This window comes from Haloarcula sp. 1CSR25-25, assembly GCF_032027985.1.
In the GTDB taxonomy this organism is placed as follows: domain Archaea; phylum Halobacteriota; class Halobacteria; order Halobacteriales; family Haloarculaceae; genus Haloarcula.
Map to the genome: position 1 here is coordinate 79,973 of NZ_JAHYBW010000011.1, position 25,402 is coordinate 105,374.

Annotated in this window: 27 protein-coding genes; 14 read left to right on the top strand and 13 right to left on the bottom strand. The window is 60.7% G+C overall.

Features of this window, described 5'->3' with window-relative positions; all coding sequences use genetic code 11:
* Positions 1-94: 94 nt before the first annotated feature.
* Positions 95-742, top strand: coding sequence for a plastocyanin/azurin family copper-binding protein (locus tag KZ498_RS22265; protein ID WP_142980476.1), 648 nt, complete (start codon positions 95-97; stop codon positions 740-742).
* A gap of 60 nt (positions 743-802) precedes the next feature.
* Positions 803-1,228, top strand: a complete 426-nt coding sequence (locus KZ498_RS22270) for a hypothetical protein (protein WP_310897839.1) — start codon at positions 803-805, stop codon at positions 1,226-1,228.
* Here KZ498_RS22270 and KZ498_RS22275 read toward each other — a convergent pair.
* Entirely contained in the window at positions 1,221-1,754 is a 534-nt protein-coding gene (locus KZ498_RS22275; RefSeq protein ID WP_310897838.1) for a hypothetical protein, read from the bottom strand. The two genes, KZ498_RS22270 and KZ498_RS22275, sit on opposite strands and share 8 nt — an antisense overlap.
* A 209-nt stretch (positions 1,755-1,963) precedes the next feature.
* Between KZ498_RS22275 and KZ498_RS22280 the strand changes: the two genes are divergently transcribed.
* From KZ498_RS22280 to KZ498_RS22300, 5 genes are all read left to right on the top strand, one after another.
* The gene (locus KZ498_RS22280; RefSeq protein WP_310897837.1) at positions 1,964-2,632 is read left to right on the top strand and encodes a S16 family serine protease; all 669 of its coding nucleotides are present in this window, start codon (positions 1,964-1,966) and stop codon (positions 2,630-2,632) included.
* Between the two features lie 101 nt (positions 2,633-2,733).
* Positions 2,734-5,511 (top strand): aconitate hydratase AcnA, encoded by a 2,778-nt coding sequence (gene acnA, locus KZ498_RS22285; protein WP_312621702.1) that lies wholly within the window; start codon positions 2,734-2,736, stop codon positions 5,509-5,511.
* Positions 5,512-5,825: 314 nt separating this feature from the next.
* The gene (locus KZ498_RS22290) at positions 5,826-6,794 is read left to right on the top strand and encodes an NAD(P)/FAD-dependent oxidoreductase (RefSeq protein ID WP_312621703.1); all 969 of its coding nucleotides are present in this window, start codon (positions 5,826-5,828) and stop codon (positions 6,792-6,794) included.
* A gap of 95 nt (positions 6,795-6,889) precedes the next feature.
* Positions 6,890-7,444 carry a DoxX family protein gene (locus tag KZ498_RS22295; protein ID WP_310902004.1) on the top strand — a complete coding sequence of 185 codons (555 nt, stop codon included), beginning with the start codon at positions 6,890-6,892 and terminating at the stop codon, positions 7,442-7,444.
* A gap of 6 nt (positions 7,445-7,450) precedes the next feature.
* The gene (locus tag KZ498_RS22300) at positions 7,451-8,131 is read left to right on the top strand and encodes an isoprenylcysteine carboxylmethyltransferase family protein (protein WP_220619855.1); all 681 of its coding nucleotides are present in this window, start codon (positions 7,451-7,453) and stop codon (positions 8,129-8,131) included.
* Between the two features lie 170 nt (positions 8,132-8,301).
* On the opposite strand, the gene KZ498_RS22305 is transcribed toward KZ498_RS22300, so the two are convergent.
* Positions 8,302-9,636 carry a permease gene (locus KZ498_RS22305; protein WP_310909326.1) on the bottom strand — a complete coding sequence of 445 codons (1,335 nt, stop codon included), beginning with the start codon at positions 9,634-9,636 and terminating at the stop codon, positions 8,302-8,304.
* Positions 9,637-10,116: 480 nt separating this feature from the next.
* Between KZ498_RS22305 and KZ498_RS22310 the strand changes: the two genes are divergently transcribed.
* From KZ498_RS22310 to KZ498_RS22320, 3 genes are all read left to right on the top strand, one after another.
* Positions 10,117-10,413 (top strand): hypothetical protein, encoded by a 297-nt coding sequence (locus KZ498_RS22310; RefSeq protein ID WP_310916819.1) that lies wholly within the window; start codon positions 10,117-10,119, stop codon positions 10,411-10,413.
* Positions 10,414-10,505: 92 nt separating this feature from the next.
* Positions 10,506-11,804, top strand: a complete 1,299-nt coding sequence (locus KZ498_RS22315) for an APC family permease (RefSeq protein ID WP_312621719.1) — start codon at positions 10,506-10,508, stop codon at positions 11,802-11,804.
* Positions 11,805-11,861: 57 nt separating this feature from the next.
* Positions 11,862-12,374 (top strand): metal-dependent hydrolase, encoded by a 513-nt coding sequence (locus tag KZ498_RS22320; protein WP_312621721.1) that lies wholly within the window; start codon positions 11,862-11,864, stop codon positions 12,372-12,374.
* Positions 12,375-12,397: 23 nt separating this feature from the next.
* On the opposite strand, the gene KZ498_RS22325 is transcribed toward KZ498_RS22320, so the two are convergent.
* The 7 genes from KZ498_RS22325 to KZ498_RS22355 form a co-directional block, all read right to left on the bottom strand.
* Entirely contained in the window at positions 12,398-12,778 is a 381-nt protein-coding gene (locus tag KZ498_RS22325; protein ID WP_312621722.1) for a plastocyanin/azurin family copper-binding protein, read from the bottom strand.
* A 41-nt stretch (positions 12,779-12,819) separates the two neighbouring features.
* Positions 12,820-13,524, bottom strand: coding sequence for a DUF1405 domain-containing protein (locus KZ498_RS22330; protein ID WP_312621723.1), 705 nt, complete (start codon positions 13,522-13,524; stop codon positions 12,820-12,822).
* Positions 13,525-13,537: 13 nt separating this feature from the next.
* The gene (locus KZ498_RS22335; protein ID WP_312621725.1) at positions 13,538-13,996 is read right to left on the bottom strand and encodes a hypothetical protein; all 459 of its coding nucleotides are present in this window, start codon (positions 13,994-13,996) and stop codon (positions 13,538-13,540) included.
* A gap of 2 nt (positions 13,997-13,998) precedes the next feature.
* Entirely contained in the window at positions 13,999-15,000 is a 1,002-nt protein-coding gene (locus KZ498_RS22340) for a DUF63 family protein (protein ID WP_312621726.1), read from the bottom strand.
* Positions 14,997-15,221, bottom strand: a complete 225-nt coding sequence (locus KZ498_RS22345; protein WP_220619845.1) for a hypothetical protein — start codon at positions 15,219-15,221, stop codon at positions 14,997-14,999. Before KZ498_RS22345 ends, KZ498_RS22340 begins: the two co-directional genes overlap by 4 nt.
* 20 nt (positions 15,222-15,241) lie before the next feature.
* Positions 15,242-17,848, bottom strand: a complete 2,607-nt coding sequence (locus KZ498_RS22350) for a copper-translocating P-type ATPase (RefSeq protein ID WP_277524693.1) — start codon at positions 17,846-17,848, stop codon at positions 15,242-15,244.
* Positions 17,849-18,008: 160 nt separating this feature from the next.
* Positions 18,009-18,599: an AsnC family transcriptional regulator gene (locus KZ498_RS22355; protein ID WP_115819513.1), complete on the bottom strand. Its 591-nt coding sequence runs from the start codon at positions 18,597-18,599 to the stop codon at positions 18,009-18,011.
* A 132-nt stretch (positions 18,600-18,731) separates the two neighbouring features.
* Here KZ498_RS22355 and KZ498_RS22360 point away from each other — a divergent pair, with 132 nt between their 5' ends.
* The 4 genes from KZ498_RS22360 to KZ498_RS22375 all read left to right on the top strand — a co-directional run bounded on the left by KZ498_RS22360 (position 18,732) and on the right by KZ498_RS22375 (position 23,145).
* Positions 18,732-18,929 carry a heavy-metal-associated domain-containing protein gene (locus KZ498_RS22360; RefSeq protein WP_115821780.1) on the top strand — a complete coding sequence of 66 codons (198 nt, stop codon included), beginning with the start codon at positions 18,732-18,734 and terminating at the stop codon, positions 18,927-18,929.
* A 123-nt stretch (positions 18,930-19,052) separates the two neighbouring features.
* Positions 19,053-21,425, top strand: a complete 2,373-nt coding sequence (locus KZ498_RS22365) for a copper-translocating P-type ATPase (RefSeq protein WP_396276177.1) — start codon at positions 19,053-19,055, stop codon at positions 21,423-21,425.
* A gap of 5 nt (positions 21,426-21,430) precedes the next feature.
* Positions 21,431-22,048: an isoprenylcysteine carboxylmethyltransferase family protein gene (locus tag KZ498_RS22370; RefSeq protein WP_220581183.1), complete on the top strand. Its 618-nt coding sequence runs from the start codon at positions 21,431-21,433 to the stop codon at positions 22,046-22,048.
* Entirely contained in the window at positions 22,045-23,145 is a 1,101-nt protein-coding gene (locus KZ498_RS22375; RefSeq protein ID WP_220581182.1) for a succinylglutamate desuccinylase/aspartoacylase family protein, read from the top strand. Before KZ498_RS22370 ends, KZ498_RS22375 begins: the two co-directional genes overlap by 4 nt.
* Before the next feature lie 259 nt (positions 23,146-23,404).
* Here KZ498_RS22375 and KZ498_RS22380 read toward each other — a convergent pair whose 3' ends face one another.
* From KZ498_RS22380 to KZ498_RS24800, 4 genes are read right to left on the bottom strand one after another with little or no spacing between them, the layout of a single operon-like run.
* The gene (locus tag KZ498_RS22380) at positions 23,405-24,040 is read right to left on the bottom strand and encodes an adenylate kinase (RefSeq protein WP_312621734.1); all 636 of its coding nucleotides are present in this window, start codon (positions 24,038-24,040) and stop codon (positions 23,405-23,407) included.
* Between the two features lie 59 nt (positions 24,041-24,099).
* Entirely contained in the window at positions 24,100-24,414 is a 315-nt protein-coding gene (locus KZ498_RS22385) for a CBS domain-containing protein (protein ID WP_312621735.1), read from the bottom strand.
* 35 nt (positions 24,415-24,449) lie between these two features.
* Positions 24,450-25,127 carry an IS6 family transposase gene (locus KZ498_RS22390; RefSeq protein ID WP_312621736.1) on the bottom strand — a complete coding sequence of 226 codons (678 nt, stop codon included), beginning with the start codon at positions 25,125-25,127 and terminating at the stop codon, positions 24,450-24,452.
* Between the two features lie 40 nt (positions 25,128-25,167).
* A complete protein-coding gene (locus KZ498_RS24800; protein WP_396276179.1) occupies positions 25,168-25,350 on the bottom strand; it encodes a CBS domain-containing protein in 183 nt (60 codons plus the stop codon).
* Between the last annotated feature and the right edge of the window lie 52 nt (positions 25,351-25,402).

Consider the following 25,402-nt stretch of genomic DNA (forward strand, 5'->3'; position numbering starts at 1 on the left):
TATATAAAGGAACGCCGATTTGCTGACCCAGCAAATCTGCTTTCCGGACTATATGCCCAGACCGTGTAGGTTCACCTGTAAGGTGACCGATGCCATGACCGATTCACTCACGCGTCGACGGATGCTCCAGCTGACTGGCGGTGCGGCAGTCGTTGGGCTTGCCGGGTGCACTGGAACGCAGAACAACGATGGCGGAGCGGCAAACGGCACGCCGACTGAGACTGGCCACGACGACGGCGGCACGGAGTCCGGTCACAGCGACGACGAGGATGACCACGACGAAGCAGTCGGGGCACCGTCCGATACGGCCGAGGTGCGGATGATCACCGAGGACGGGGGCTACCACTTCGAGCCCCACGTCGTGCGGGTGAACGTCGGGGGAACGGTCACCTGGAACAACGAGAGTGGGAGTCACTCGACGACCGCCTACCACCCCGACAACGACCAGCCCCAGCTCGTCCCCGACGGCGCAGCCGCGTGGGACAGCGGCATCGTCTCCGAGCAGGGTGCGACGTTCGAACACACCTTCGAGACCGAGGGTGTCTACCACTACTACTGTACGCCCCACGAGAGCCTCGGGATGATCGGTAGCGTCATCGTCGGCGAGCCGGACCCCCACGAGCAGGTCGCACTCGAAGAGCCGCCGGCCGACAAGCCCGAGCGCGTCCGCGAGAAGCTCGAAGAACTCAATGGGATGATTCGGACGGCACTCGGCGACGACCACGAAGAGGACAGCCAGTAGACCCACATAGCTTTCCCACCGTAGCAAGCACTTCTCATCAGGACGGAGGAGCGTCGACGGATGGGTATTTCAACACAGCACCAAGATCGACCACTCGCGCTCTGGGCACTCATCGCGACGATTGGTGTGCTCGGTGTGTCGGGACTCGCCGGCGGCGGCCAGTTCATCCTCGCTCCCTCGGGGCGTCTTATTGGAATCTCGCCGACGCTTCTGGCTGGTTTCCCGTTCGATAGCTATCTGGTTCCCGGTCTCATCCTCTTCAGTATCCTCGGTGTGTTCCCGCTGGTCGTCGTGTGGGGTCTCTACCGTCGAAAACGATGGGCGTGGCCGGCGGCTATCGCCGTCGGCGTCGCGCTCGTCGTCTGGGTCCTCGTCGAAGGGGTCGTCATCGGATTCGGGAAACGGTTGCAGTATCCCCACCTCATCCAGGGTGTGGTGATCGTCGGTCTTGCAGTACTTCCCTCTGTTCGAGCGGCTCTCAGATGAGCACGTTGTACCCGACGTGGGCGAACGCGAGGGCGAGATACCCGAGCACGAGCGCCGCCAGGGTTCGTCGAGAGAGTGATGGGAACCCGATGTCGTCGGAGCCGTGAATCCGCTCCCCGAGTGCGTACGCGAACCGCCCGGCGAGTAACGCGAACGGCAGGTGGACGAACACCAGCGGGAGCACGAGCGAGTCGAACTGGACTGTCGCCTCCAGCCGCGACAGGTACTCGAGTTTGAGCACGAGTTCGAGGAGCGCAACGGTCAGCCCGGAAGCCACGGTCGCGAGCAACCCCTCGGTCTTCGAGAGGAGCTGGCCTCGCCAGTAACTCCAGCCGTAGAAGACGAGTATCAATGGGACGAACCGGACAAATGCCTCCTCGACGAGTCCGACCAGAAGTGTCCAGGTCGCGACGGTCGTCACTCCGAGCAAGAGAAGTTCGAACTGGTAGGCGATCCACACGCCAACCCCGGTCACGACGCTGCTCACGCCCACGAGCCCGACCAGTGACCGATACTGGAGCGTCATGAGTGGTGACGAGACAGTGTCTATACGTCAGCGCGCACCGAAATAGGCGTACCCGTTCGAAACGCGTACACGAAGAGCATTTATTACTGCACCCCTGTTACATGGTACCACGGGAACCCAGCGTAGCCACGCACCATACTGCTATGCCCACCGATGACTCCGCGTCCGTCTCTCGCCCGTCCGATACGGAAAGAGACGTTGTAGGGCGAGTGGAAGAGACGATTCTGTCACGGCGGGGGTTCCTCGCAGGACTCGGCCTGGGGAGCGTCGGCGGCGCTGGGGTGGTTCTCGGTCTAACGCGAGCGGGGGAGGGTTTTCAGTCGCTGGCGACGCTTGCGGGTGGGGCCACGCTTCCCGCCCCAACGCGCTACTACCTTCCAGCGGTCGACAGCTTCGGTGACGGTCTCATCGTCCCGTTCGAGGTGGAGTTCACCGACGGGGAGGGTGAGCTGTTCGTGAACCTGAACGGGATCGAAATCCGTCACGACCTCCAGCTCGCGCTCCGAGAGGCGAGGGAGACGGCCACACGTCTCACAGGGGGGTCGCTCACCAACACGGCGACGCACGTCACGTTCGAGCCCCCCGCCTCTGGTGTACTCGCACTCCGCGGGAAGAGCTGGGAGGCCGGTCTCACCGTCGCACTCGTCGCCAGCTTCCGTCAGGAGTCACTCTCACAGGAGACGCTCATCACGGGGATCGTCGACGACGAGGGCACGTTGCTCCCCGTCGGCGGGATCGAGACGAAAGCCCGCGCGGCGCGAGCAGTCGGCGCACGGGAGCTGATCGTCCCGGCGGGCGAACCGACGGACGTGGCTGTTCAAGGGTTCCGAATCGTCGAATCTCCCTCGATTACAGATGCACTCGACCGGATTCTGTGACCGGAGTGCCCCACGGCCGACGAAATCCATGGGAGCGATGATCCAGTCGTCAGATCGCCCACGGGAAACGATTCAAGAGCCGGGGCGCCGTAGCTCAGGGTATGGCCGAAACCGATCCTTTCGACGCGATACGCGAGTTCGAGTTCGACGGAGATGCCTATCGGATGGCGGACCTCACCGCCCTCGAAGAGGCGGGACTCTGTGAACTGGACCGTCTCCCGGTCAGCATCCGTGTCCTCCTCGAATCCGTCCTCCGGAACGTCGACGGCGACACGATCTCCGCCGAGGACGTTCGAAACGTCGCGTCGTGGCAACCTGACGTGCCGGACGTCGAACTCCCGTTCACTCCCTCACGAGTCGTTCTTCAGGACCTCACCGGTGTCCCTGCCGTCGTCGACCTCGCCGCGCTCCGATCAGCGGTTGACCGGAAAGGCAAGGATCCCGCGATCGTCGAGCCAGAGATTCCAATTGACCTCGTGATCGACCACAGCGTCCAGGTCGACTATTTCGGCTCCGAGGATGCCTACGAGAAGAACGTCGAACTGGAGTACGAGCGCAACGGCGAACGCTATCGCGCCCTCAAGTGGGCACAGCAGGCGTTCGACGACTTCCGCGTCGTCCCGCCGGGCACCGGTATCGTCCACCAGGTGAACCTCGAATACCTCGGGCAGGTCGTTCACGCCCGCGAGCGGAACGGCGAGAACTGGCTCCTCCCCGACACGCTCGTCGGCACGGACAGCCACACGCCGATGATCGGTGGCATCGGCGTCGTCGGCTGGGGCGTCGGTGGCATCGAGGCCGAAGCCGCGATGCTCGGCCAGCCCATCACAATGAAGCTTCCCGAAGTCGTCGGGGTCCGCCTTACCGGAGAACTCCCCGAGGGTGCAACTGCGACTGACCTCGTGCTTCACGTCACCGAACAGCTTCGCGAGGTTGGCGTCGTCGATCGCTTCGTCGAGTTCTTCGGTCCCGGCGTGGCGAACCTCACGGTCCCCGACCGGGCCACTATCGCGAACATGGCCCCCGAGCAGGGATCGACAATCTCGATGTTCGGCGTCGACGAAGCGACGCTCGACTACCTCGAACTCACGGGTCGTGACGAGGAGCACATCGAACTCGTTCGCGAATATCTCGACGCACAGGGACTGTTCGGCGAGCAGAACCCCGAGTACACGGAGACGGTCGAGCTCAATCTCTCGACGATCACGCCGAGTCTCGCGGGACCAAAGCGACCCCAGGATCGTGTCCCGATGGACGATATGAAGACCCACTTCCGGGGGCTGGTCCACGGCGAGTTCGAAGACGAACTCGACGAACTCGACGAGGACGCGCTCACCCGCTGGCTGGGAGAGAGCAGCGTCGCCGCCGACCGCCCCGACGCCGACCTCCCGGAACCGGACGTGGGCGAACTAAACGACACGGTCGAGGTGGATCTTGACGGCGAAACAACCGAAATCAGGCATGGGAGCGTCGTCGTCAGCGCCATCACCAGCTGTACGAACACGTCGAACCCCTCGGTAATGCTCGCCGCAGGCCTGCTCGCCCGCAACGCCGTCGAGTACGGCCTGGATGTCCCCGAGTACGTCAAGACTAGCCTCGCGCCCGGGAGCCGCGTCGTCACCGAATACCTCGAAGCCTCGGGATTACTGCCGTATCTCGAAGACCTCGGCTACAACGTCGTCGGCTACGGCTGTACGACCTGCATCGGGAACGCCGGGCCACTCCCCGAACCCATCGAGCGCGCCATCGACGCCGAGGACCTCTGGACGGCGAGCGTCCTCTCGGGCAATCGGAACTTTGAGGCGCGCATCCACCCGAAGGTCAGAGCGAACTACCTCGCCAGTCCGCCGCTCGTGGTCGCTTACGGGCTGGCCGGTCGGATGGACATCGACCTCGACACGGACCCGCTTGGCACCGACGGGGACGGCGAGCCGGTCTACCTGTCGGACATCTGGCCCGACGCCGACGAGATTCACGCGGCAGTCCACGACAGCGTCGACGCCTCGATGTTCGAGGAGAAGTACGCCGAGGTGTTCGAAGGCGACGAACGCTGGGAGGCCCTTGACGCCCCGACCGGCGACGTCTACGAGTGGGACGACTCCTCAACGTACATCCGCGAGCCGCCCTTTTTCAAGGACTTCCCGCTGGAGGAGCCCGGTGTCAGCGACATCGCCGACGCTCGCACCCTGATGCTGCTCGGGGACACCGTCACCACCGACCACATCAGCCCGGCCGGACCGTTCTCTCGGGAGCAGCCCGCCGGCGAGTGGCTCGTCGACCAGGGTGTCGAACCTCACGAGTTCAACACCTACGGTGCCCGCCGGGGCAACCACGAGGTGATGATGCGCGGCACCTTCGCCAACGTTCGCATCGAGAACGAGATGCTCGACGACGTCGAGGGCGGCTACACGATTCACCAGCCGACGGGCGAGCAGACGACCGTCTTCGAGGCGAGCCGCCGCTATCGGGAAGATGATACGCCGCTGGTGGTGTTCGCCGGCGAAGAACTCGGCACCGGGTCGAGCCGCGATTGGGCCGCAAAAGGGACTGACCTCTTGGGCGTTCGCGCAACCATCGCGGAGAGCTACGAGCGCATCTTCCGTGACAACCTCGTCGGCATGGGTGTCCTCCCGCTGCAGTTCGCTGACGGTGACTCGTGGGAATCCCTCGGTCTCGACGGGTCGGCGCGGATTGAGATTCGTGGATTGGACGACGGCCTAGACGTGAACGACGAGTTGACCGTCGTTGCAGAGCGGGACGACGGCTCGAGAGTCGAGTTCCCGGTCACGGCACAAGTTGGGACGCCCGCAGCCGTTCGATACGTTGAGAACGGCGGAATCCTGCATCTAGTACTCCGCCGACTGCTCACCGAGGACTAATAAGGGGCAACTATCCTGAGTGACAAATGGTATTAGAAACAACTACTTCACGATCTGAAAGTTTCCGCTCTCGCTCACAGCAGTCGTCTGAACCGTTACCGCGAATCCAACGCGTGGCAGTACTCGGTGGAGCAGTCGGCGGTCTCGCCGCTGCTGAAGGCTTTTCCAAGCGAGGTTTCGAAGTAGACCTTTTCGAACGTCAGTCGTACGACGACAAACGAGTCAACTGTGGGGAAGCGATGACGGCCGTCTCGAAGATTCCACTCCGTTCGATGTCGGCGAATGGGTTCGTCAATGCTCTTCCGGAGTTACGTGTGGATATCTACGACGGAACGACATCCAGCAGACAGCACACCGGGAGTGGGAGATTCCCGGCCTCCGATACGTACATCACCGACCGAAACATCGTTGAACGACGATGGTCCGAACGCCTCGCTGAAAAGGGCGTTTCGATTCACGAGAACCACCAGATCACGAAGGCGGAGTTCCGGACGTTGGCCGATAAATACGACCTCTTGGTCGACGCGACTGGCCAACCGTCGATTACCAGCAAAGTTCGAGGGAGAACGGACGAGTACGCGGGTCGGATGATCGCCCTCAATGCTGACGTGGAGGGCGACTTTTCAGATATCTACCCGAATAGCCAGATCGTTCTTGAGGGCTATACCGGGTACGCGTGGGCGTTCTCGAAATCGCCCGAGCGGGCAAACGTCGGCATCGGGTGGACTGAGAGCGAACGCCCGGCCGATTACATAGCCGAATTTGAGGCGGCGTGCGAACGAAACGGCTGGCCGATACCATCTCGGAGTCAGACGAATATCGCTATCATCCCCGAAGGACCGAGTCTCGATCCTGCGCTGACCTATCTACCTGAGTGGCCCGTCGTTCGTGTCGGGGATGCGGCTGGACTCGCGAATCGGCTGACCGGGAAGGGGATCTCGCAAGCAATTCAGTCGTCGTATCTCGCAGCCAAGTTGACGGCGGAGGGAAGCCTTCAGGAGTATCCAGACCGACTCTATCGGACGATGAAAGGGGAGTACCTGCTCGCCCGGATTATGCGGCACCTCGTCGAGACGCGTCAGATGACCGTTCTCGGTGATGCCGTCCAAGTGGTGTCTGGAATCGACATCGAAGACATCGATCGATCCCCACGGGCGGTTCTTCGTCGCTTCTTGGGGCATCCACGGGTGGCTGCTCGGATCTTCTCCAACCCGGCTGTAATCAAGCAGACGTATGCCGCCGTCACAGACGCCTGGGAATACGATACTATTCAGCCAGTATGACGGTATCGGAGAGATCACCCCGAAAAGGGCTCTTTATTCCGGTATGGCGAGATCCCACCGCGATTTTATAACACCTTCCCGGGAATTAGCACGATATGGCATCTCAAGAAGTTCAATTAGAAAGTACGATCGGGGGGTTCACCGCAAGCGGTCGACTACACACGTTGAGTGTCTGGTTTATCTTCGCGCTTCGGTTGATGATGGGACTGGCGTTCTTCCAGAGTGGTCTCGACAAGGTCCTCTCGGGGAGTTTTAGTGCCGGTGGATATCTCACCGGGGCCGTTCCGAATAGCGGGAGTCCACTCGCTGATCTGTTCGTCGCGATGGGGAACACGCCGTGGTTTGTTGACTTCGTGAACGTTGCAGTACCGTGGGGAGAGCTGCTTATCGGCCTCGGGTTGTTGTTCGGTGCCCTCACTCGGCTCGCTGCGTTCTGGGGGGCATTTATGATGCTCATGTTCTATTTCGGCAACTGGGATGTCACACATGGCTACATCAACGGTGATTTCGCGTACATGCTCGTGTTCCTCTCAGTCGCCGCGTTCGGTGCGGGACGGATACTCGGCCTTGACGCGTACATTGAACAGTACGAGGTTGGTGGAGTGCCGCTTGTCGAACGGCATCCCTGGACTCAGTATCTACTCGGGTAAGTAAGCGTGTCATCAATAGATACCACTATTACGAATCCCGGTGCTTGGGGCCTCGCGATTATCTTCATTGTCGTCGTTTCTTGGTTCTTCTATCGGTACTTCGCTCCTGACAGCTGGCGGGAGTGGGTCGGCGCAGGAGTGGTACAGGCGTTCATCATCGCATTATATGCGGAGATGTACGGGTTTCCACTGACGATCTATCTGCTGGTCCGGTTTTTCGGTCTGGACCGCGAGTACGTCAGTACCAATCTCTGGTCTACACTGATCGGGTTTGGCGAAACGGGTATGTTCGTATCAATGCTCCTCGGCTACGCTGTGGCGTTTGTCGGCATCGGCCTGTTTGCTCAGGGATGGCGACAAGTCTATCGTGCCCGACAGGACGACCGACTGGTCACAGACGGGCTTTACAGGTACGTCCGCCATCCACAATACACCGGTCTGTTCATCGCTCTGTTTGGCGAGGGCATCATTCACTGGCCGACAATCTTCTCTGTCGCTCTATTTCCGCTCGTCGTTGTGATTTTTACGTGGCTTGCACGGAGAGAAGAGCGTGATATGATCGATACATTCGGTGAGGACTACCGCACTTATCAGCGCAAAGTGCCGATGTTTATCCCCCGCTGGGAGCAGTGGCGCGATCTCGTGGCTGAGTCTCGTAGCAGCAGTGACGATCTCAAAGACCCATGACTTCGACGAGACCGCTCTGGAATGAATGGTATTCGTATCGAAACTGTGGTTGGGCAGTGGAAGGGAGTCAGGGATTAATTGCCCGACACCGTGGATGTTCCTTGTCTGTGTCGTCGAATTATTGATAGACGAAATTCATATTGTGAACTACGTGAGCAGGTAGATACCCGTCAGTCCGTCATCGCCGCATGCCCTTCCTCACCGCGTTCCCCGCCAGCCACCGAATCCTGTTTGTGCAGCCAGTAGAGGAACGCGAAGAACGCCGTCGCGAGGACGTTCAACACGAGCTTGTAGTTGAGTTCGATGGACACTTCGGCGATCTGCGCGGAGGCTCGTGAGGGGATGAGGCCCAGGCCCAGGAACAGGAAGTGGACCACGAACCCGGCGATAACGGCGGTGACGAAGATCATCAGGGACAGCACCGCCGCGAACGTCGTCCCGTAGTACTCGTCGTAAGCCTTCATGATCGGCGGAACGATGAGGTCCGCGAAGATGTACGACAGCACCGACCCGAAGGGGAGCCCGCGCGTCCAGAGGACGGTCCCGAACGGGACGTTCCCGACCGAACAGACGAAGGTGACGACGCCGATGATCGCACCCAGCGCGGCCGTCCAGAGGACGTACACCGGCAAACCGAACACGGCCCCGGAGAAGACGCTCGTCCAGACGGCTTCGGGGATGAACCCGGCAATGAGGCCGGCGAAGATGAACCCGATGGCGATCTCGTCCCACAGCATCGCCCACTCCTTCCACTGTTTGTCCGCGAGCGATTTCCACCCCGACCACGAGGTCGCTTTCTCCGGAATCGACGTGTTCGCTTCCTCAGGGTCGAAGGAGTCCTTGCAGGACTGCGAGCAGAAGTAATACGTCTGCCCACCATGCTCGATAGAGTAGTCGGTCTCCTCGGGATCGACCTCCATTCCACAGACCGGGTCTTGGACAGTGATGCCCTCATCGTCGGTGACGTTCTCGCGGGCTTCATCGAGAATCTTGTCGGGGACGACGTAGACGAAGCCGACCGACATCAGGCCGATGAGGAGCAGCCCACCGACCACGTCGGCCAGCAGGAACTCCCAGCCCAGCAACAACCAGATGACGATGCCGATCTCGATGACGAGATTCGTCGAGGCGAACTGGAACGCCGCCAGCGCCGCCGCAGCCGACGCCCCCTTCTTGTAGAGGTTCTTCGCCGTGGCGATCGCCGAGTACGAACACGACGAGGAGACGAACCCAAAGAACGTCGCGAGGCCGATGGAGCGAGGCCCGTGTCCCTCGAGCAGCTCCGAAATCTGCTGGGTCGAGACCCACGCCTCGACGCCGCCGGCGATGGCGAACCCGATCACGAGCGCCCACCAGGTGATCCACGCCATCGCGGCGGTGGTCGTCGCGGCCTGCCTCGTGCTCTCCACGAAAAACGTTCCGAGCGGTTTCGTCGTCGTGACGATGCCGATGGCAACGGTGATTACGGCGATGACCGAGAGGATCGCGTAATCTGATCTGTCCATTATCGTGGTGGCCTACATCTAGGGGCTCCTCTCCTAATGCGGTTGTGGCTACATCTCTGGGATATTTCGTTTGTGATCCTTTGGATACCGGCATCACAACCCTAGTGGAATTTGGAATCAAGGGGTACGCCACTTCGGGTGCGGAGTAATTGACTTGTGGCTGGCTGGGGAGGATAGTCGTATGCTCACGTCCTTTAGCGAACTTCTCGTGACGGGTATCATTCTCGCGAGCACCGTGTACACGGTGAGTAAAACGCCCGCTATCTGGCACCAGTACGAGGGAATATATGGGCACCTACTCGTTGGCGTACCGCTCGTTGGGTTACTGTTCGGGATCGCCCATCTCGGGATGCTCACACCGCTTCCGCATGGCCCGCTCGCTGCAGTGGAAACCGGTGCTCTCCTTAGTCTCGTGGCCGTACTCGGCGCACTCGGGTACATTCACCCGCGACTTGGGTATTCTAGGGGAGAATCCCGATGATGGCGCTCCTCTTCTCGTTACTCTCGGCAGTCATCGCTGGTGGGCTTGCGTTCCTTTGTTACATCCTGCTCTACGGGGACACCGTGCTGGTGATTCAGCGGCCGTTCTTTTTTAGAATCGGCGTTGGAGCCCTCTGTGCTGCCGTCCTCGGAGCGGGTGCAGTCGTGGTCGGGTGGGTTCCGACACATCTCGTTCACGCTATCTTCGCCGTGTCAGTCGCTGCGGCGGTCCAAGCGGTTCATAACGGTCTCCATCCAGATACTGAAGCGTGGTTCTACTCGCTTTTCGGAACCTGAGCATCGAAGTAGACGATTTCTACTCCCCAGGCTGAGGTGGTTTGGATTCTAAACAACAAGAAGTCTAAAGATGGCGCCCCAACGGAGAGACGATGAGCGAGAAGCTGGGCCGTCTCGGTGCAGTCTCGATTGCGCTCGGTGGTATGATCGGAGGTGGGATCTTCGCCGTACTTGGCGTCGTTGCGGAAATGTCGGGGCCTGCGGCGTGGCTCGCCTTTACCGGCGGCGGTGTCGTCGCGTTCTGCGCTGGCTACTCGTACGTTCGTCTCCAGCGGCTTGGCGACGTGTCCGGCGGCTCGGTCAGTTTCTTACAGGAGTTCGGTGAGTCGACGACGGTCGCTGGGATGGTCGGGTGGACGCTTCTGTTTGGCTATATCGGGTCGATGGGGATGTACGCGTTCGCATTCGGTAGTTTCGCGACGAAACTTCTCGGCGTCGAAACAGCCCTCGGGGTTCCACTCCGCCCCGTCGTGTCGGTTCTCAGCGTCCTGGGGTTTGTACTGCTGAACGTCCTCGGCGCCCGGGCGAGTGGCGTGACCGAGGTGCTCCTCGTCGCGGCAAAGGTCGGGATTCTCCTCATTTTCGGTGTGTGGGGGTTCTATTTTGGAGCGCGGACAGGACAGCTGACGACCGGGTTCTCCTCCGTCGCGACGGGCGGGTTGCTCATGTCCGCTGCCCTCTCGTTCGTCGCCTTTCAGGGTTGGCAGCTACTCTTTTACGACGAGGGAAGTCTTCGGAACGCCCGGACGACCATCCCGCAGGCGATCTATCTCTCAATTCCCGCGTCTCTCGGGCTGTACGTCCTCGTGGCAGTCGTCACGACGAGTCTGCTTCGGCCCGAAACGATCGCCGCGAACCCCGAGGTGTCACTCGCCATCGCGGCCGAACCGTTCATGGGGCAGATGGGGTTCATCCTCATTTCCGTGGCGGCACTGTTCTCGACTGGGAGCGCGATCAACGCCACGCTGTTCTCGGCGGCCCACTTTGCGACGGGAATGCTTGAAGACGACCTACTTCCTGACCGGATCGGAGATGCCGATGCCGACGGTGCTCCAACGCGAACGCTTCTCGTCTTGGGCCTGATAACGGCCGCGTTCACCGCCTACGGTAGTCTTCAGGGAATCACGTCGTTCGCGTCGCTTGCCTTCATCACCGTCTTTGGATCGATGAGTTTCCTCGCGTTCAGGCATCGAGCGGGGCTTCGCACAGGGACCCTCCCCGCCGTCGGCGTGGTGGGTGCAGTACTGTTCTTCCCTTCGTTAGTGTACCACCTCGCCGTGATGGAACCCGCCGTCTTCAGTGTGGTCCTCGTTGTGACGGTCGTCCTCCTGGGACTGGAGATCCTCTACTTCGAGCGCGAGACTATTCGCTCCGAAATCGATGGCGTGTGATGCTGACGGGGCAGCAGTGCGTGAACGGTTTACGTAACCTGGACAGTATTGTCGAGTGTGCTCTTTTGGGTCCACGCTGCAGTCGCGTATCTCGTTTATCGAGGCATTTCTGGTGGCCCTACTGACCGATGTGACGATGTCCCGATCTTCGCCCTGTTCGGAGGTGCGTTGCTCCCGGATCTCGTCGACAAACCACTCGCGTTTGTACTTCCATCGCTCCCGAGTCGGTCGGTCGCGCACTCGGTGTTCACCGCGGCACTCGTCGTCCTGATTGTCTTCTATGTCACGAAACACAGGGCCCGGTGGGGAGTCGGCGCGGCGTACGCGCTCGGATATGGATCACACCTCGCTGCGGACCTCGTGGATTACCTGTTCGTCCCCGAGGAGACGCTACTGTTTCTGTTCTGGCCGGTCGTAACTGACTATCACCACGTCGAGACGGTCGGAGACCTGCTCGCGCTGTTGTCTCCGACCCCGTATGTACTCGGGCAAACCGTCGTCACGATACTGGGGCTCTGGCTATGGATGGCCGATGGAATGCCGGGATACCCATCGACCCACCGTCAGTGATCGAGTGAGGTCGACTCTCGTGGTCATTCGACGATGACACGTCCGACCATCCCGCTTTCCTCGTGTGGCAGGCAGAAATACTGGTACGTCCCCGTGACGTCGAACGTGTAACTGTAGGTTTCGCCTCGTTCGAGAAACCCTCTCGCTGACGTACTCTGCCGGACAGCCTGCTCGGACTCGTAGCCGCCGCTTGCGAAGTACGACGCCTCGTCGGGAATCCCTTCTCCGTATGCCGATGTGGTATGGGGGACTCCACTCTCGTTCACCCACGTAACCTGCTGACCGGGGTCGATTGCGACGTCAGCCGGATCGAATCGGAGGTCGCCCGTCATCGTGACCGTCGGACCCGACGGGCCGCTACCTCCGAGACAGCCAGCAATCGCGGTTGCCCCGACTGCTAGCATACTCCCGCTCCGGCGAAGTACCGACCGTCGTGAACAGCCGTTCATCGGCGCATCCCTCGTGCGGAGGACTCCTCAGTTGTTTCGAGCTTCTTCACCCGTGTCGCTAGTGCGAGAAACGTCGCGGCGAGCGTCAGCGTCACGGCCGCGGCCGCTGCGAGGTCGTGCGCTCGCACCGAGTGATCGAGTGCGCCGTTGACGAGTTCGGCCCGCAGGAACGTGTGGTGGAACTCCCCGACGAGCGGCGCGAAGTAGTCCACGATGTCGTTGAGGCCGTACCAGACGGTGGTGACGGCGACCGCACCGACCGAGAACTCGGCGTAGCGATAGATCAGGAACGACTGGAGGCTCATCGCGAGATGGCTCACGATGAGGAACCAGTAGAGCCAGGGTTCGATACCGCCCGGCCCGTTGAGAACCAGCTGGACGAACGGCGTCCAGAGACCGAGTTTGAGGTTGCCGAAGAACGCGAGCATGTGGAGCCACTCGACGTCGTAGTCCAGCTTCCACGCGGCGAGACTGAGCGCGACGAACAGCGTCGCGGCGGGGCTGTCGGGGACGAACGGCCACATGACGAGCGGGGTTTGAGCAAGCTGGAAGCGGTAGTACCAGAAGCCGAACGCCGTTCCGGCGAGATTGATCACAACGATGACCCACGCGTACCGAAGTGCGAGGTCCTCGACGCGCCGAGGGAGTGGGGCAAGGTAGCTGGGCAGGCGATTCGTGGTCGCTGTAGGTGCGGATGTCATTCGTCTCGCCGAATTACATCCCTGTGCTGTCGTTTCGTCGGTTCGCCATAATCACGCCGCTGATCAACATCAGGACTGCGAGCGCGACCATTCCGAGGTCCCAGCCCATCCCGGCAGTCATCGACGAGCCCATGCCGCCGCTCATCCCGCCGTTCATACCGGACCCCATCTCGCTACCCATTCCCCAGTTCACACTCCCGGTGACGCCGACCAGCGCCTGGTTGAGCAACATCACGAGCGAGTAGCCGATCATCAGGGGACCACTCGCGTTCCCGAGCCGATCCGCATAGGGCGTCAGCAGAACGACGCCGTGGACGACCACGACGACGCCGAGAAGCGCCATGAGGAGCCCGCTGTTCGAGCCCATCATCCCGGTGCCACCTGTCGCGGAGAGCAGCGAGTAGACTCCCGAGACGAGTGCGATTGCCGCGCCGTACTGTCGTGTCGTACCGTTCGTGTTCATCGTCTCCATTGTCAGACTCCGAGCATCATCCGAAGCGATCCACGGACGCCCATCGGGAGCCCAATCGCCCCGATGAAGAACGTCATGAGCCACCACCAGGTGTGGTTCATTTCGTCTTTCGCGTCCGCGAGGTACCACACGATACCGCCAGTCACGAGGAGTTTGAGGACGAACGTCGACCCCGAGAATCCGGTCGCCTGGTACACGAGATTCGTCACAACCAGCTTGGGTGAATAGCCGAGGAACGTGACGCCGATGAGATTCTGCGCCGCATCCCACATCTGGCCGAAGACGGCCAGCAGGAACAACGGGTGTCGAAGGTGTGCGACATCGACGACGCTCGCTCCCCAGTAGTAGAGCGCGGTCACACCGAGGGCGATCCCCGTCGTCGCGACCGGCACCCACACGCGGAGTGGAGCCGACGTCGAGAGCCCGTGCCAGAGCGCCCACCCGACGGCACCAATCGCCCAGACCGTTCCAACGAGACCGACTATCGACGGGATGGACCCGATATTCCGGTTACGCGCGAGTGCGCCGACGCCGAGTGAAAGGACGGTGACGGCGGTGACGACGAAGTAGATCGACGGCGTGATGAACAGCACGGCGTAGTCACCGAGCAGGCCGATATCCTCGAGGGCGCGCATCGCTCCGCCAGCAACGATGATTGGCGCGAACCCGTACGCGAGTCGAGCGTCGTACGTGACATCGAGGGAGTCGAGATACGCTCGGAGCCCGGGGAGACTGTACACGACGGCCGCGAGGTACGTCACCGTGTTCACGGCGTTGTATCCGCGGACGGCCCGTATTCCCTCGTGCGTGACTGGCTGGCCGGCAGCGTCAGCGACGACCGGGCCCCAGAGATACTGCCAGACGAATCGGTCGTAGACGAGCGTCGGGAATGCGAGGAGTGCTGCACCGACGAGGACGACCGGGGCGAGCAGATACAGGACCCACCACTCCCGAGTTCCAGTGGCGGGGAGGGCGGATTCGACGCGGCGAGTGACGGTGCTCACGACTCGCTCACCTCCAGTCGCCACGTCGTGCTCTTCGAGCGTCCCCACTGTTCGAGCGACACGTCGGTGAGGTCGTCCTGGAGCTGGCTCAGATACTGTGCGACGGCTTTCGGCGATCCGTCGAGGTCGCTAGCGATATCCCGAGCCCGAAGGTACGTGGGCTCAGTATCGGCCGTCTCGACGAGGTACGCGTGCACCTTGCGGCGGGAAATAGAGGACATGGATCAAGTGGCTTTGGTATTCAGCGCAGCTTCCCGAGCAGTTTGTAGTCGTGATCGGGGGTGTACCGTCGGAACAGCAGGCTGTTCGACAGCACCGACACGCTGGAGAACGCCATCGCACCGGCAGCGAGCACCGGTTGGAGCAGGCCCAGCGACGCCAGCGGAATCATCGCGGTGTTGTACCCGAGCGCCCACACGAGGTTCTGCTTGATCTTCGCGAGCGTCGCGTCCGAGATGCGGATGGCCTTCACGACGTCGAGGGGGTCGTCGCGCATCAGCGTCACGTCCGCCGCCTCAATGGCCACGTCCGTCCCCGAGCCGATGGCGGTCCCCACGTACGCGACGGCGAGGGCGGGCGCATCGTTGACGCCGTCGCCCACCATCATCGCCTTCCGGCCTTCGTCCTGAATGCTCTCGACGGCATCGGATTTGTCCTCGGGGAGAACCCCCGCGCGGACGTTCTCGGGAGCGATGCCGACCTGCTCGGCGACCGCGCGGGCGGTCCGCTCGTTGTCGCCGGTGATCATCATCACGTCGACACCACGTTCTTGGAGCTGACTTATAGCGTCCTTCGCGCTCTCTTTGATTGTGTCGGCATCGGCGACCACACCCACGAGTTCGCCCTCGTAGGCGACGAGCATTGCCGTCTTCCCCTCGTTCTCGAGGCGCTCCATCGTGTCCTGCGCGGGCGAGGGGTCGATCCCGTTGTCACGGAGGAGCTTCCGATTCCCGACCAGGACCTCACTGTTGCCGACAGTCGCTCTGATGCCGTGGCCGGGGACGTTCTCGAAGTGGTCCGGGTCGCTCACGTCGATCCCCCGCTCTTCGGCGCCGTCGACAATGGCACGGGCGAGCGGGTGTTCGCTCGCATGTTCGGCCGTGGCCGCGAGCCGAAGGACATCTTCCTCACCGAGACGGTCACGAGCGGTCAGTTGGCCACCATCTGCAGCAGTATCGCCGCCATCCGTGAGAGGCTGTCCGTCACCGTCGAACACGACGATGTCGGTGAGCTCCATTTCGCCTTTCGTCAACGTCCCTGTCTTGTCGAAGACGACCGTGTCGACGTCCTTCGCGCGTTCGAGGATGTCACCGCCCTTGAACAGGACGCCGTTCTGTGCACCGATAGTCGTCCCGACCATCGTCGCGGCAGGCGTCGCAAGGCCCAGCGCACAGGGACAGGCGATCAGTACGGCCGACGCGAACACGATGATCGAGAACTCGAAGACGGTGACGGTCCCTCCAGCGATTGCAGGTCCACCTGCCACGGCACCCCACAGCGGGAGCCACTCGACGAAGCTCGCGAGCGCTCCGGGGAACAGGTACCAGACGACACCCCAGAGAACGGCGTTGGCGATGACTGCCGGCACGAAATACGCCGAGATGCGGTCGGCGAGGTTCTGGATGTCGGGCTGGCGCGACTGGGCGTCCTTGACCGTCTGAACGATCTGCTGAAGCGCCGTGTCCTTCCCGACCTTCGTCGCCTCCACGACGAGCACGCCGTTCTCGTTGATAGTCGAGCCGACGACCTCGTCACCCTCGCTCTTCTCGACGGGGACAGACTCGCCGGTGACCATCGACTCGTCGACCGCTGACTGGCCATCGACGACGACCCCGTCGGTCGGGATCTGCTCGCCAGGCCGAACCTTCATCCGATCGCCGACCTCGACGTCCTCAAGTGGGATCTCCTCCTCGTTGCCGGCCTCATCGACGACGGTGGCGGTCTCGGCCTCCATCTCCAGCAGCTTGCGGAGCGCCTCGCCGGCTTGGCCCTTCGAGCGGGCTTCAAGGTAGTTCCCGAGGGTGATGAACACGAGGATGAGCGCGGCGGTGTCGAAGTACAGGCCGCCCGCGATGAGCCCTGAGAGGACTGCGACAGAGTAGACGTACGCAGTGGTCGAGCCCAGCGCGATCAGGACGTCCATGTTGGCGCGCTTGTTGTTCACCAGCGCATTGTACGAGTTCTTGTAGAACGGCCAACCGAGCACCAGCTGGACGGGCGTCGCCAGCAGGAACTCTGCCCAGCCGAACTCGATTCCGAGAATGGTCTCCGGGAGGACGCCACCGCCGAGGAGGAACTTCTCGGCGAGGAAAAAGAGGAGAGGTGCCGACAGCACCGCACCAAACAGGGTCAGTCGAAGCTGCTTACGGATTTCAGCCTGTCGCGCGGCGTCGCGCGCGTCCTCGCCAGAGTCGCTGTCGTCGCCGTCCTCTCGGACGGGCGAGTAGCCCGCGCTCTCGATGGCATCGTAGAGTGCATCCAGCGACGTGTCCGCGGGGTTGTACCGGACCTGGGCTTCGTCGGTGGCGAAGTTCGCCTCGGCCGCGATGACACCGGGTGTGTTCTCTAGGGCAGTCTCATTGGTCTGTACACAGTTGGCACAGGTCATATCGGAGATGCCGATGGTCACTGTGTCAGACACCGCACCATACCCGGCATCTTCGATCGCCTCGTATATCTCTTCGAGCGATACCTCGTCAGGATCGTACTCGACGGAGCCTTCATCCGTGGCGAAGTTCGCGTTCGCCTCAACGACGCCGTCGAGGGACCCTAGCGCGTCGCCAACTGTCGCCGAACAGTTAGCACAGGTCATCCCTGTGATGTCGAGATGTGCAGTTCGCGTTCCCATTCTTGTCCTATACTACGTAGTCCTTCCTTAGTGCAGTTACTGTTTCGAGACCAGTGCTTTAGACCAGTATAGAATTTAGATTCAAAGGCCTAGTTCCGTTCCACTACCGAAGGATGCCAATATCGACTCCGCCGATCTGGAGCGGAAATCGCGGCTACAACTAGACTCCGTCTTCGAGACGTTGATACTGGTCTTCGAAGCGGCCACGGCACGACGGACAACAGAAGTGATAGATGTCTCCGTCGATTCGAGCGGATTCGCCCTCGCTATCGACCGTATTTCCACACTCGGCGCACGTGATTGCGAACTCGGTGCCGTCGAGTGAGGGTGTCCATTCGAGGTCGTCGACGAGCGTCACCGAGTACTCCGTTGATGGCGCGTCTTCGAGGAGACCCTCGACCCACCGGCGAACGTTCTGTCCTTCCGCACGACCGTAGAACCATATTTTCCCCTCGGCAGTGACGAAGAGGTGTTCGATACCATCCGCGTCGTGGAGCCGGCTTCGAAGTGACTCGATGGCAGCGGTATCGTTTTCGAGCTGGACGAACACCGGAACGCCAGCTCGCAGTTGTGCGCGATTCACGTCGACGGTGAAGCCGTTGATGATGTCGGCCTCCTCTAACCGTTTCACGCGGTCTGATACGGCTGGCCCCGAGAGATCCACCTCCTCACCGATGCTGCTGAACGGGCGTCGCGCGTCCTCTGCTAGTAGCGAGAGGATCTCCATGTCTGTCTCGTCTAAATCACGCATATCTCCCCATTGAACCCCCGAACCACAATATTGTTTCCCAGCGCCAAGATTTGAATGCCATCTCACTTCCAAGATAGACTTTGGATTCGAAGCAGAAACTGACAAAGATTCCCCTCCCGTATGTACCAGTGTATGACGCAGACCATCACTGTCGAAGGAATGACCTGCGGTCACTGTGAACAGACAGTCGAAGACGCGCTTCGAGAAGTGAGCGGCGTGACCGACGCGACTGCCGATCGCGAGGCCGAACAGGCGAGCGTCGATGGCGATGCTGACGTCACGTCACTCGTTCAAGCCGTCGAGGACGCTGGATACACCGCCCACGCCTGAGAACCGCCGGAACGCACGTCCACAAGTGCCCCGCCGTTCTCGTTCGACACCGGCCCTCTTGACGGTACCGCGCCGTATCAGGGTCTGGACAGCATAATAAGGGACGGCACCAATACCCACGCCATGAGCAACAATCCAGACCACGAGACATCCGAAAATCCCTCTAAAGAGGGGCACCCCTCGCATCAATCCGAAGGACCCGTCTACTGTTGTCGAATTTGCCGATTGAAAGCAGAGTCGGAACCACGAGCATCAGCCCACGCGTCATCCGAGCCGGAGTCCAAACTCCCGAAGGACGACACTCACACTGCGGCAGACGCCACCACGGAGTCCGAATCCACGGACGAACACGCACATAACGACCACGAAGCCGAACACCCGCACCGCCACGCTGCGGCCGAGCACGCTCACTCTACAGAAGCAGAGCACGTACACGACGAGCACGACCATGGTGGTAACGCCCACGAGAAGGGACACGGGGGTGGAAACGGGGATCACAGCGATCACACGGATCACTCGGGCCACGAGGCGATGTTTCGGCGGCGGTTCTGGGTGTCGCTCGTCCTCTCGATTCCGGTCATCGTCTTCAGCGAATTCATTCAGGACGTCTTCGGCTATACGGCCCCTACGTTCCCCGGGAGTACGTGGATAACGCCGGTACTTGCGGTCGTGATCTTCGCGTACGGTGGCGTGCCCTTCCTCTCGATGGCCCGGACGGAACTGAAAAACCGCGAGCCGGGGATGATGATGCTCATCTCGCTGGCGATATCGGTGGCGTTCGTCTACTCGATCGCGAGTCTGTTTCTCGAAGGGACGACACCGTTTTTCTGGGAACTCGTCACGCTGATCGACATCATGCTGCTGGGCCACTGGGTGGAGATGCGGTCGGTCCGGGCGGCCTCGGGGGCGCTGGACGAACTCGCGAAACTCATGCCCGATACCGCCGAGCGTATCACCGAGAGTGGAGATACCGAGGAAGTGCCCGTCTCCGAACTCGGCGAGGACGATGTCGTGCTCGTTCGCCCGGGCGCGAGCGTGCCTGCCGACGGCGAAGTCGTCGAGGGCGAGTCGTCCGTTGACGAGTCGATGATTACCGGCGAATCCAGACCAGTTGGGAAGGAGCCCGGATCAGAGGTGGTCGCCGGGACGGTCAACCAGGACGGGAGTCTCCGCGTCAAAATCACGAAGACTGGCGACGAAACGGCGCTTGCGGGCATCATGCGACTGGTCGACGAGGCCCAGCAGTCCAAATCTCGAACCCAGTTGCTCGCCGACAAGGCAGCTGGCTGGCTGTTCTACATTGCACTCGGCGTCGCGGCGATTACGGCCGTCGCGTGGGTCGTCGCCACCGGGTACAACATCACCGTCCTCGAGCGCGTCGTGACGGTCCTGGTCATCGCGTGTCCCCACGCACTTGGACTTGCCGTCCCGCTCGTGGTCGCGATCAACACTTCCACGGCTGCCCAAAACGGGATGCTCATCCGCGACCGCATCGCCATGGAGGAATCTCGAAATCTGGACACGGTGATGTTTGACAAGACCGGGACCCTCACGAAGGGCGAACAGGGCGTCGTCGGCGTTGAGACGGCAGGCGACTGGACTGAAGAGCGAGCATTCGAAGTCGCCGCTGGTGTCGAGGGTGACTCCGAGCATATGATCGCTCGCGCCATCCGAGACGCCGCCGAGGAACGGGATATCCAGCGAGCGAAGGTTTCGAACTTTGAGAATTTCCGCGGTCTCGGCGTCAGAGCCACTGTGGACGGCGAGACGGTTCATATCGGTGGACCGAACCTGATTGAGAAATTCGGTATCGAGCGGTCCAACGAAATCGCTGCCTTCGCGGAGGAAGCTGGCTCGAACGCAGAGACGGTTATCTACCTGGTCCACGACGAATCCGAAGTCGTCGCAGCATTCGCGCTGGCGGACGTTATTCGGGAAGAAAGCCGGCAGGCCATCGAGGCGCTACACGCGATGGATATCGAGGTGGCGATGCTGACCGGTGACTCGGAGGACGTCGCACGGGCTGTCTCGGAGGAACTCGGCATCGACCAGTACTTCGCGGAGGTACTCCCCGACGAAAAGGACACGAAAGTCGAAGCGCTCCAGTCCGAGGGGAAACTGGTCGCGATGGTCGGCGACGGCGTCAACGACGCGCCGGCGCTCACGCGAGCAGATGTCGGTATTGCCATCGGTTCAGGGACCGACGTCGCCATCGAGTCGGGCGATATCATCCTCGTCGACAACAATCCCCTGGATGTCGTCCGTCTCATCAAGCTCTCGAAGGCGAGCTACCGGAAGATGCAGGAGAATCTGGTCTGGGCGACCGGCTACAACGTCTTCGCGCTCCCACTCGCTGCCGGAGTCCTCGCGCCTATCGGTATCCTGCTGTCGCCGGCGATCGGCGCGGTGTTCATGTCTCTCTCGACAATCATCGTCGCTATCAACGCCCGTCGTCTCCGCAGCGCCGATATTTCCGTGCCCGGCATTGGTGCGTGATCCCTATGGCACTCCAGGCGACACAGACATTGTTCAGCGTCGGTCTCCTATCCGGGGGACTCCTACTGGGTGGCCTCCTTGCCACCATCGTCAGTCCGACATTCCGGTTCTGGCCGCATGGGACGCGGAACTGGACGTTCTGGGTCAGCTGGACAGCCTGGACGCTATACGTCGTGGGTCTGCTCGGCATTGCATACCTCGACTGGTGGCACTGGTACGAACCACCGGTGGTGGTGCAACTCGTCAGTGTGCTTGTTTTCGTAGCAGGCACAGCGCTGTCTATCTGGGCGATGTGGACACTCGGATTCTGGGAGAGCAGTGGTCTCGAAGGCCACCTTCAAACTGAGGGACCGTATCGCTTCTCTCGCAATCCACAGTACGTGGGGTTCATCACCATGCTCGCCAGCGGAGGCCTCCTCGCAGGTTCGATTCAAACGGTCATTCTCGCTATCGGTGGAATCGTGTGGTTCCTGCTCGCACCACTCGCCGAAGAGCCGTGGCTCCGCGAGCAGTACGGGGGCGAATACGAGTCATACTGCGAGGCGGTTCCACGATTCCTTGGTAAACCCAGTAGACGTGCAGCGCAGACACATTCAGAGCAGTCCGAGAGTGATTCTCAATGACTGGATCCGCGACACAACCGATTGAGGTCGGCGGCCAAACCATCTCACCCGGAGAGAAGCGCCAGTTCCGCTATTCGGTGGGAACAAGTTTCCACGGCGACCCGATCGACATTCCGGTCACGGTCGTCAACGGAGAGAATGATGGCCCGGCGATGTTCCTCAGTGCTGCCGTGCACGGCGACGAACTGAACGGCATCAAGATCGTCCAAGAGGTCGCAGAAACCTACGGTCCCCCGGACATCCACGGGGCACTCGTCTGCCTCCACGTACTGAACGTCCCGGGATTCATGGCCCAACAGCGCTACATCCCGATCTATGACGAGGACCTCAACCGGTCGTTCCCCGGGAATCCACAGGGAACGATGGCGAAACGTCTCGCCCATACTATCTTCGAGGAATTCGTCTCGAAGTGCGACCTAGGGCTGGATTTCCACACCTCGACGCGCAACAGGACGACGATGTATCACGTTCGGGCAGATATGCGCGACTCTGACGTCGAACGCATCGCCCGTGCATTCGGAACGAGCGTGATTCTCGACGGTGAAGGCTCAAACGGGACGCTCCGAAAGGCAGCATCGAAGACGGGAGTTCCGACCGTAACTGTGGAGATGGGGCGCGCCCACCGGTTCCAATCGACGCATCTCGAACGCGCCCTTCACTGCGTGGCGAGTGTCCTCGCTGAACATGAGGTTCTGCCAGACCGGCCGGTCTCTTGGCCTGGGTGGACGCGTGTGGTCGCACGCGACGGTGAGAAGACGTGGCTTCGTGCTGCCACCGGCGGACTCGTCGATATGAAGTGGGGCCCACAGCCGCTCGTCGAGGACGGGGAGCAGCTGTTCACTATCTCCGATCACTTCAAAGATGAGGTCGAAGTCGTTCGTGCACCGTCAACTGGCCTCGTCGTCGGTGTACTCGAGAACGCAGTCGCGTACCCGGGGCATCCGCTGTGTCACTTCGTGAGCGTCGACGAAACGACCGCAGACATCATCCGGGACGACATCGAGCGGGGTGAGTTCGATGTCTACCGTGAGGGTGGTTTCCAGCGGCCGGAATATGGTGAGAGCGGTGAGTATGAAGGACGAGATCCGCTCTCTTGACGGGCCAGCGTCTGCTGACAGGCTCTTCATCGGTTCGGAGAGCCCCCCATAATTGCCTACTGGCTCGTTCTTCGGCCAATAACCGTTCCAAGTTCTAATTCGTACGGTATGATGGTCGGCTTTTATCGAACATCGTCGAGATCACCTCAGCAAGATTGTGCCCTCTCAACTACAGACTCGCCGGGTACCAGTGTGTAAACTGTACAGATCTGCTAGGTGATGCCCGGTATAGTAACGCTCACCCCAACTTTTTCGCGACCTATTGCGCGTTTTCAACCGCTTTCCTTACGTCAACCCAGACTTCATCAGGAGACTGTTTTCCGTCGACACGTTCCAGTTGGCCTCGTTCTTCGTAGTATTCAATAACTGGTTCAGTGGTCTCACGAAATACACGTAGACGTTCACGGACTGTCTCCTCGGTATCGTCATCCCGCTGCTCAAGTCGTCTTTCAACTTCAGGATCTTCAGGCGGACTGTATTCTATATGATAAGTGTCCCCTGTTTTTGGGTCTATACGGCGACCCGTGAGTCGTTGAACAAGTTCCTCCTCGTCTACGTCAAGATATAGAATAACGTCAACGTCGGTCATATTATTGAGTTCCTCAGCCTGTTCTACGTTGCGGGGATACCCATCCAGAACAAAGCCATTGACTTGCGATAGAGCCTCTTTAACGAGCAGAGTGACAACCTCGTCCGGAACAAGCTCACCTTGATCCATATATGTGCGCGGGACATCATACTCTGATTCAAATTCTGAAATATCCCTGTCCTTATTTGCCCGAAGGACCTCCCCGGTAGTGATATGCTTTATATTAAACTCCTCAGAAGCCTTTCTACTCTGCGTCCCCTTTCCTGCGCCTGGTCCACCGAGGATTAGAATCCGTGGTTCGGCCATGTCTCTCTTTTGATGTCAGTCACGAAAAAGACACGTATCGAGAGTCTCAGATGCGGAGGTTACTTTCTCTGGGACTCTGACCGGATGATCCCGGAGAGATTGTCCATCTGTGCGGAGACATGGGCAGCTTCTCCCGCGAGGTGAGTGATGAGATCGTCAAGGGTGACGATCCCCACAACTGAGCCATCTTCGACAACGGGAACATGGCGGGCAGCCGCCTCGTTCATTTGTCGCAGTACCCTCGGTACCTCCGCCTCAGGCGTTACGGTGAGGGGGTCGGAGGTCATCACATCTCCGGCGGTTATGTTGGATTCGCTCTGATCCGTTGCGAGAACGTTGAACTCACTATCTGGCGTGAGGAGCGCGCCAATCAAATCTCGATCTGTAATGATGCCCACGAGGGCACTGTCTAGTTTAGCACCTCTGCTGGCGTCCGTTTGTTCAGCGACTGATGCGGTCGATGAAAGTTATAGTACTGCACGAACACTGCAAGCCACCGGCGGACGCTCGGCCGACTGCCCACCCACGACTGATGGAAGCGGTCGATCCGCATCGCGAGCGTCTGAAACCACTTTTCGATCTGGTTTCGATCGACGTAGTCGAGCCGACCGCTCAACCCGATTCGAGCCAGGGCAGTCAGATAGCCGTAGCCATCGACCAGAAACACCGCGTCTGAGAGGTCGTGTTTCTCGTTTAGTTCGCGGAGGAACGTAGCCGCCGGCTCGGTGCCACGCCGAGCAAACACGTCGACGCCAAGGATCAACTTCGTGTCGAGGTCTATTGCAGCATACAGCCAAGACAGCTCGCCGTTCAGTTTGACAGCGGTCTCGTCGACCGCGACCCGCGTCGGCTGCGCCGACGGCGGGTCGCACCCGCTGTCAGCGATCCGATGCACCCACTGAAAGATCGCCTGATACGACCGGTTGACGCCCAGAGCGGCCAGAATCGTTTCTGTTTCTCTGAGCGAACAACCGGTCGCGTGAAGCCGGACGGCGAACGCCCTGACGGGCGTCGCCGTCCGCTCACGCTCCCAACATTCATCTAATTCCACCGCGAAACACTCGCTGAGCAGGTCTGAGAGTGGCATAGACACCTTACTCTTCGACCTGCTCGTTCCTCAAACTGGCCTAACTAGACAGTGCCCCCACGAGCTGGTCGTTTTCTTCCACAACGACGTAGCGGGCACATTTGGTTTGGGCGACCATCGTTTGGGCGACCTCTGCTACCGACGTATCCGGAATAACGCGACCAACTGACTCGTCGGCGATACTCCCAACACGTAGTGTGAGATCGGATCGATTCTGTTCCATACTGGGGGTTGGTTAGAGAGACTAAATAATATGGCGGCAGTTCCTCACTTCA

Excerpts from the sequence above, each read along its gene's own strand:
- KZ498_RS22390 (WP_312621736.1), bottom strand. The coding sequence starts at position 25,127 with ATGCCACTCTCAGACCTGCTCAGCGAGTGTTTCGCGGTGGAATTAGAT.
- KZ498_RS22325 (WP_312621722.1), bottom strand. The coding sequence starts at position 12,778 with ATGCTAGCAGTCGGGGCAACCGCGATTGCTGGCTGTCTCGGAGGTAGC.
- KZ498_RS22265 (WP_142980476.1), top strand. The coding sequence starts at position 95 with ATGACCGATTCACTCACGCGTCGACGGATGCTCCAGCTGACTGGCGGT.
- acnA (WP_312621702.1), top strand. The coding sequence starts at position 2,734 with ATGGCCGAAACCGATCCTTTCGACGCGATACGCGAGTTCGAGTTCGAC.
- KZ498_RS24800 (WP_396276179.1), bottom strand. The coding sequence starts at position 25,350 with ATGGAACAGAATCGATCCGATCTCACACTACGTGTTGGGAGTATCGCC.
- KZ498_RS22270 (WP_310897839.1), top strand. The coding sequence starts at position 803 with ATGGGTATTTCAACACAGCACCAAGATCGACCACTCGCGCTCTGGGCA.
- KZ498_RS22335 (WP_312621725.1), bottom strand. The coding sequence starts at position 13,996 with ATGGAGACGATGAACACGAACGGTACGACACGACAGTACGGCGCGGCA.
- KZ498_RS22380 (WP_312621734.1), bottom strand. The coding sequence starts at position 24,040 with ATGGCCGAACCACGGATTCTAATCCTCGGTGGACCAGGCGCAGGAAAG.
- KZ498_RS22305 (WP_310909326.1), bottom strand. The coding sequence starts at position 9,636 with ATGGACAGATCAGATTACGCGATCCTCTCGGTCATCGCCGTAATCACC.
- KZ498_RS22345 (WP_220619845.1), bottom strand. The coding sequence starts at position 15,221 with ATGTCCTCTATTTCCCGCCGCAAGGTGCACGCGTACCTCGTCGAGACG.
- KZ498_RS22355 (WP_115819513.1), bottom strand. The coding sequence starts at position 18,599 with ATGCGTGATTTAGACGAGACAGACATGGAGATCCTCTCGCTACTAGCA.
- KZ498_RS22310 (WP_310916819.1), top strand. The coding sequence starts at position 10,117 with ATGGCGCTCCTCTTCTCGTTACTCTCGGCAGTCATCGCTGGTGGGCTT.
- KZ498_RS22365 (WP_396276177.1), top strand. The coding sequence starts at position 19,053 with ATGAGCAACAATCCAGACCACGAGACATCCGAAAATCCCTCTAAAGAG.
- KZ498_RS22360 (WP_115821780.1), top strand. The coding sequence starts at position 18,732 with ATGACGCAGACCATCACTGTCGAAGGAATGACCTGCGGTCACTGTGAA.
- KZ498_RS22350 (WP_277524693.1), bottom strand. The coding sequence starts at position 17,848 with ATGGGAACGCGAACTGCACATCTCGACATCACAGGGATGACCTGTGCT.
- KZ498_RS22330 (WP_312621723.1), bottom strand. The coding sequence starts at position 13,524 with ATGACATCCGCACCTACAGCGACCACGAATCGCCTGCCCAGCTACCTT.
- KZ498_RS22375 (WP_220581182.1), top strand. The coding sequence starts at position 22,045 with ATGACTGGATCCGCGACACAACCGATTGAGGTCGGCGGCCAAACCATC.
- KZ498_RS22370 (WP_220581183.1), top strand. The coding sequence starts at position 21,431 with ATGGCACTCCAGGCGACACAGACATTGTTCAGCGTCGGTCTCCTATCC.
- KZ498_RS22275 (WP_310897838.1), bottom strand. The coding sequence starts at position 1,754 with ATGACGCTCCAGTATCGGTCACTGGTCGGGCTCGTGGGCGTGAGCAGC.
- KZ498_RS22315 (WP_312621719.1), top strand. The coding sequence starts at position 10,506 with ATGAGCGAGAAGCTGGGCCGTCTCGGTGCAGTCTCGATTGCGCTCGGT.
- KZ498_RS22295 (WP_310902004.1), top strand. The coding sequence starts at position 6,890 with ATGGCATCTCAAGAAGTTCAATTAGAAAGTACGATCGGGGGGTTCACC.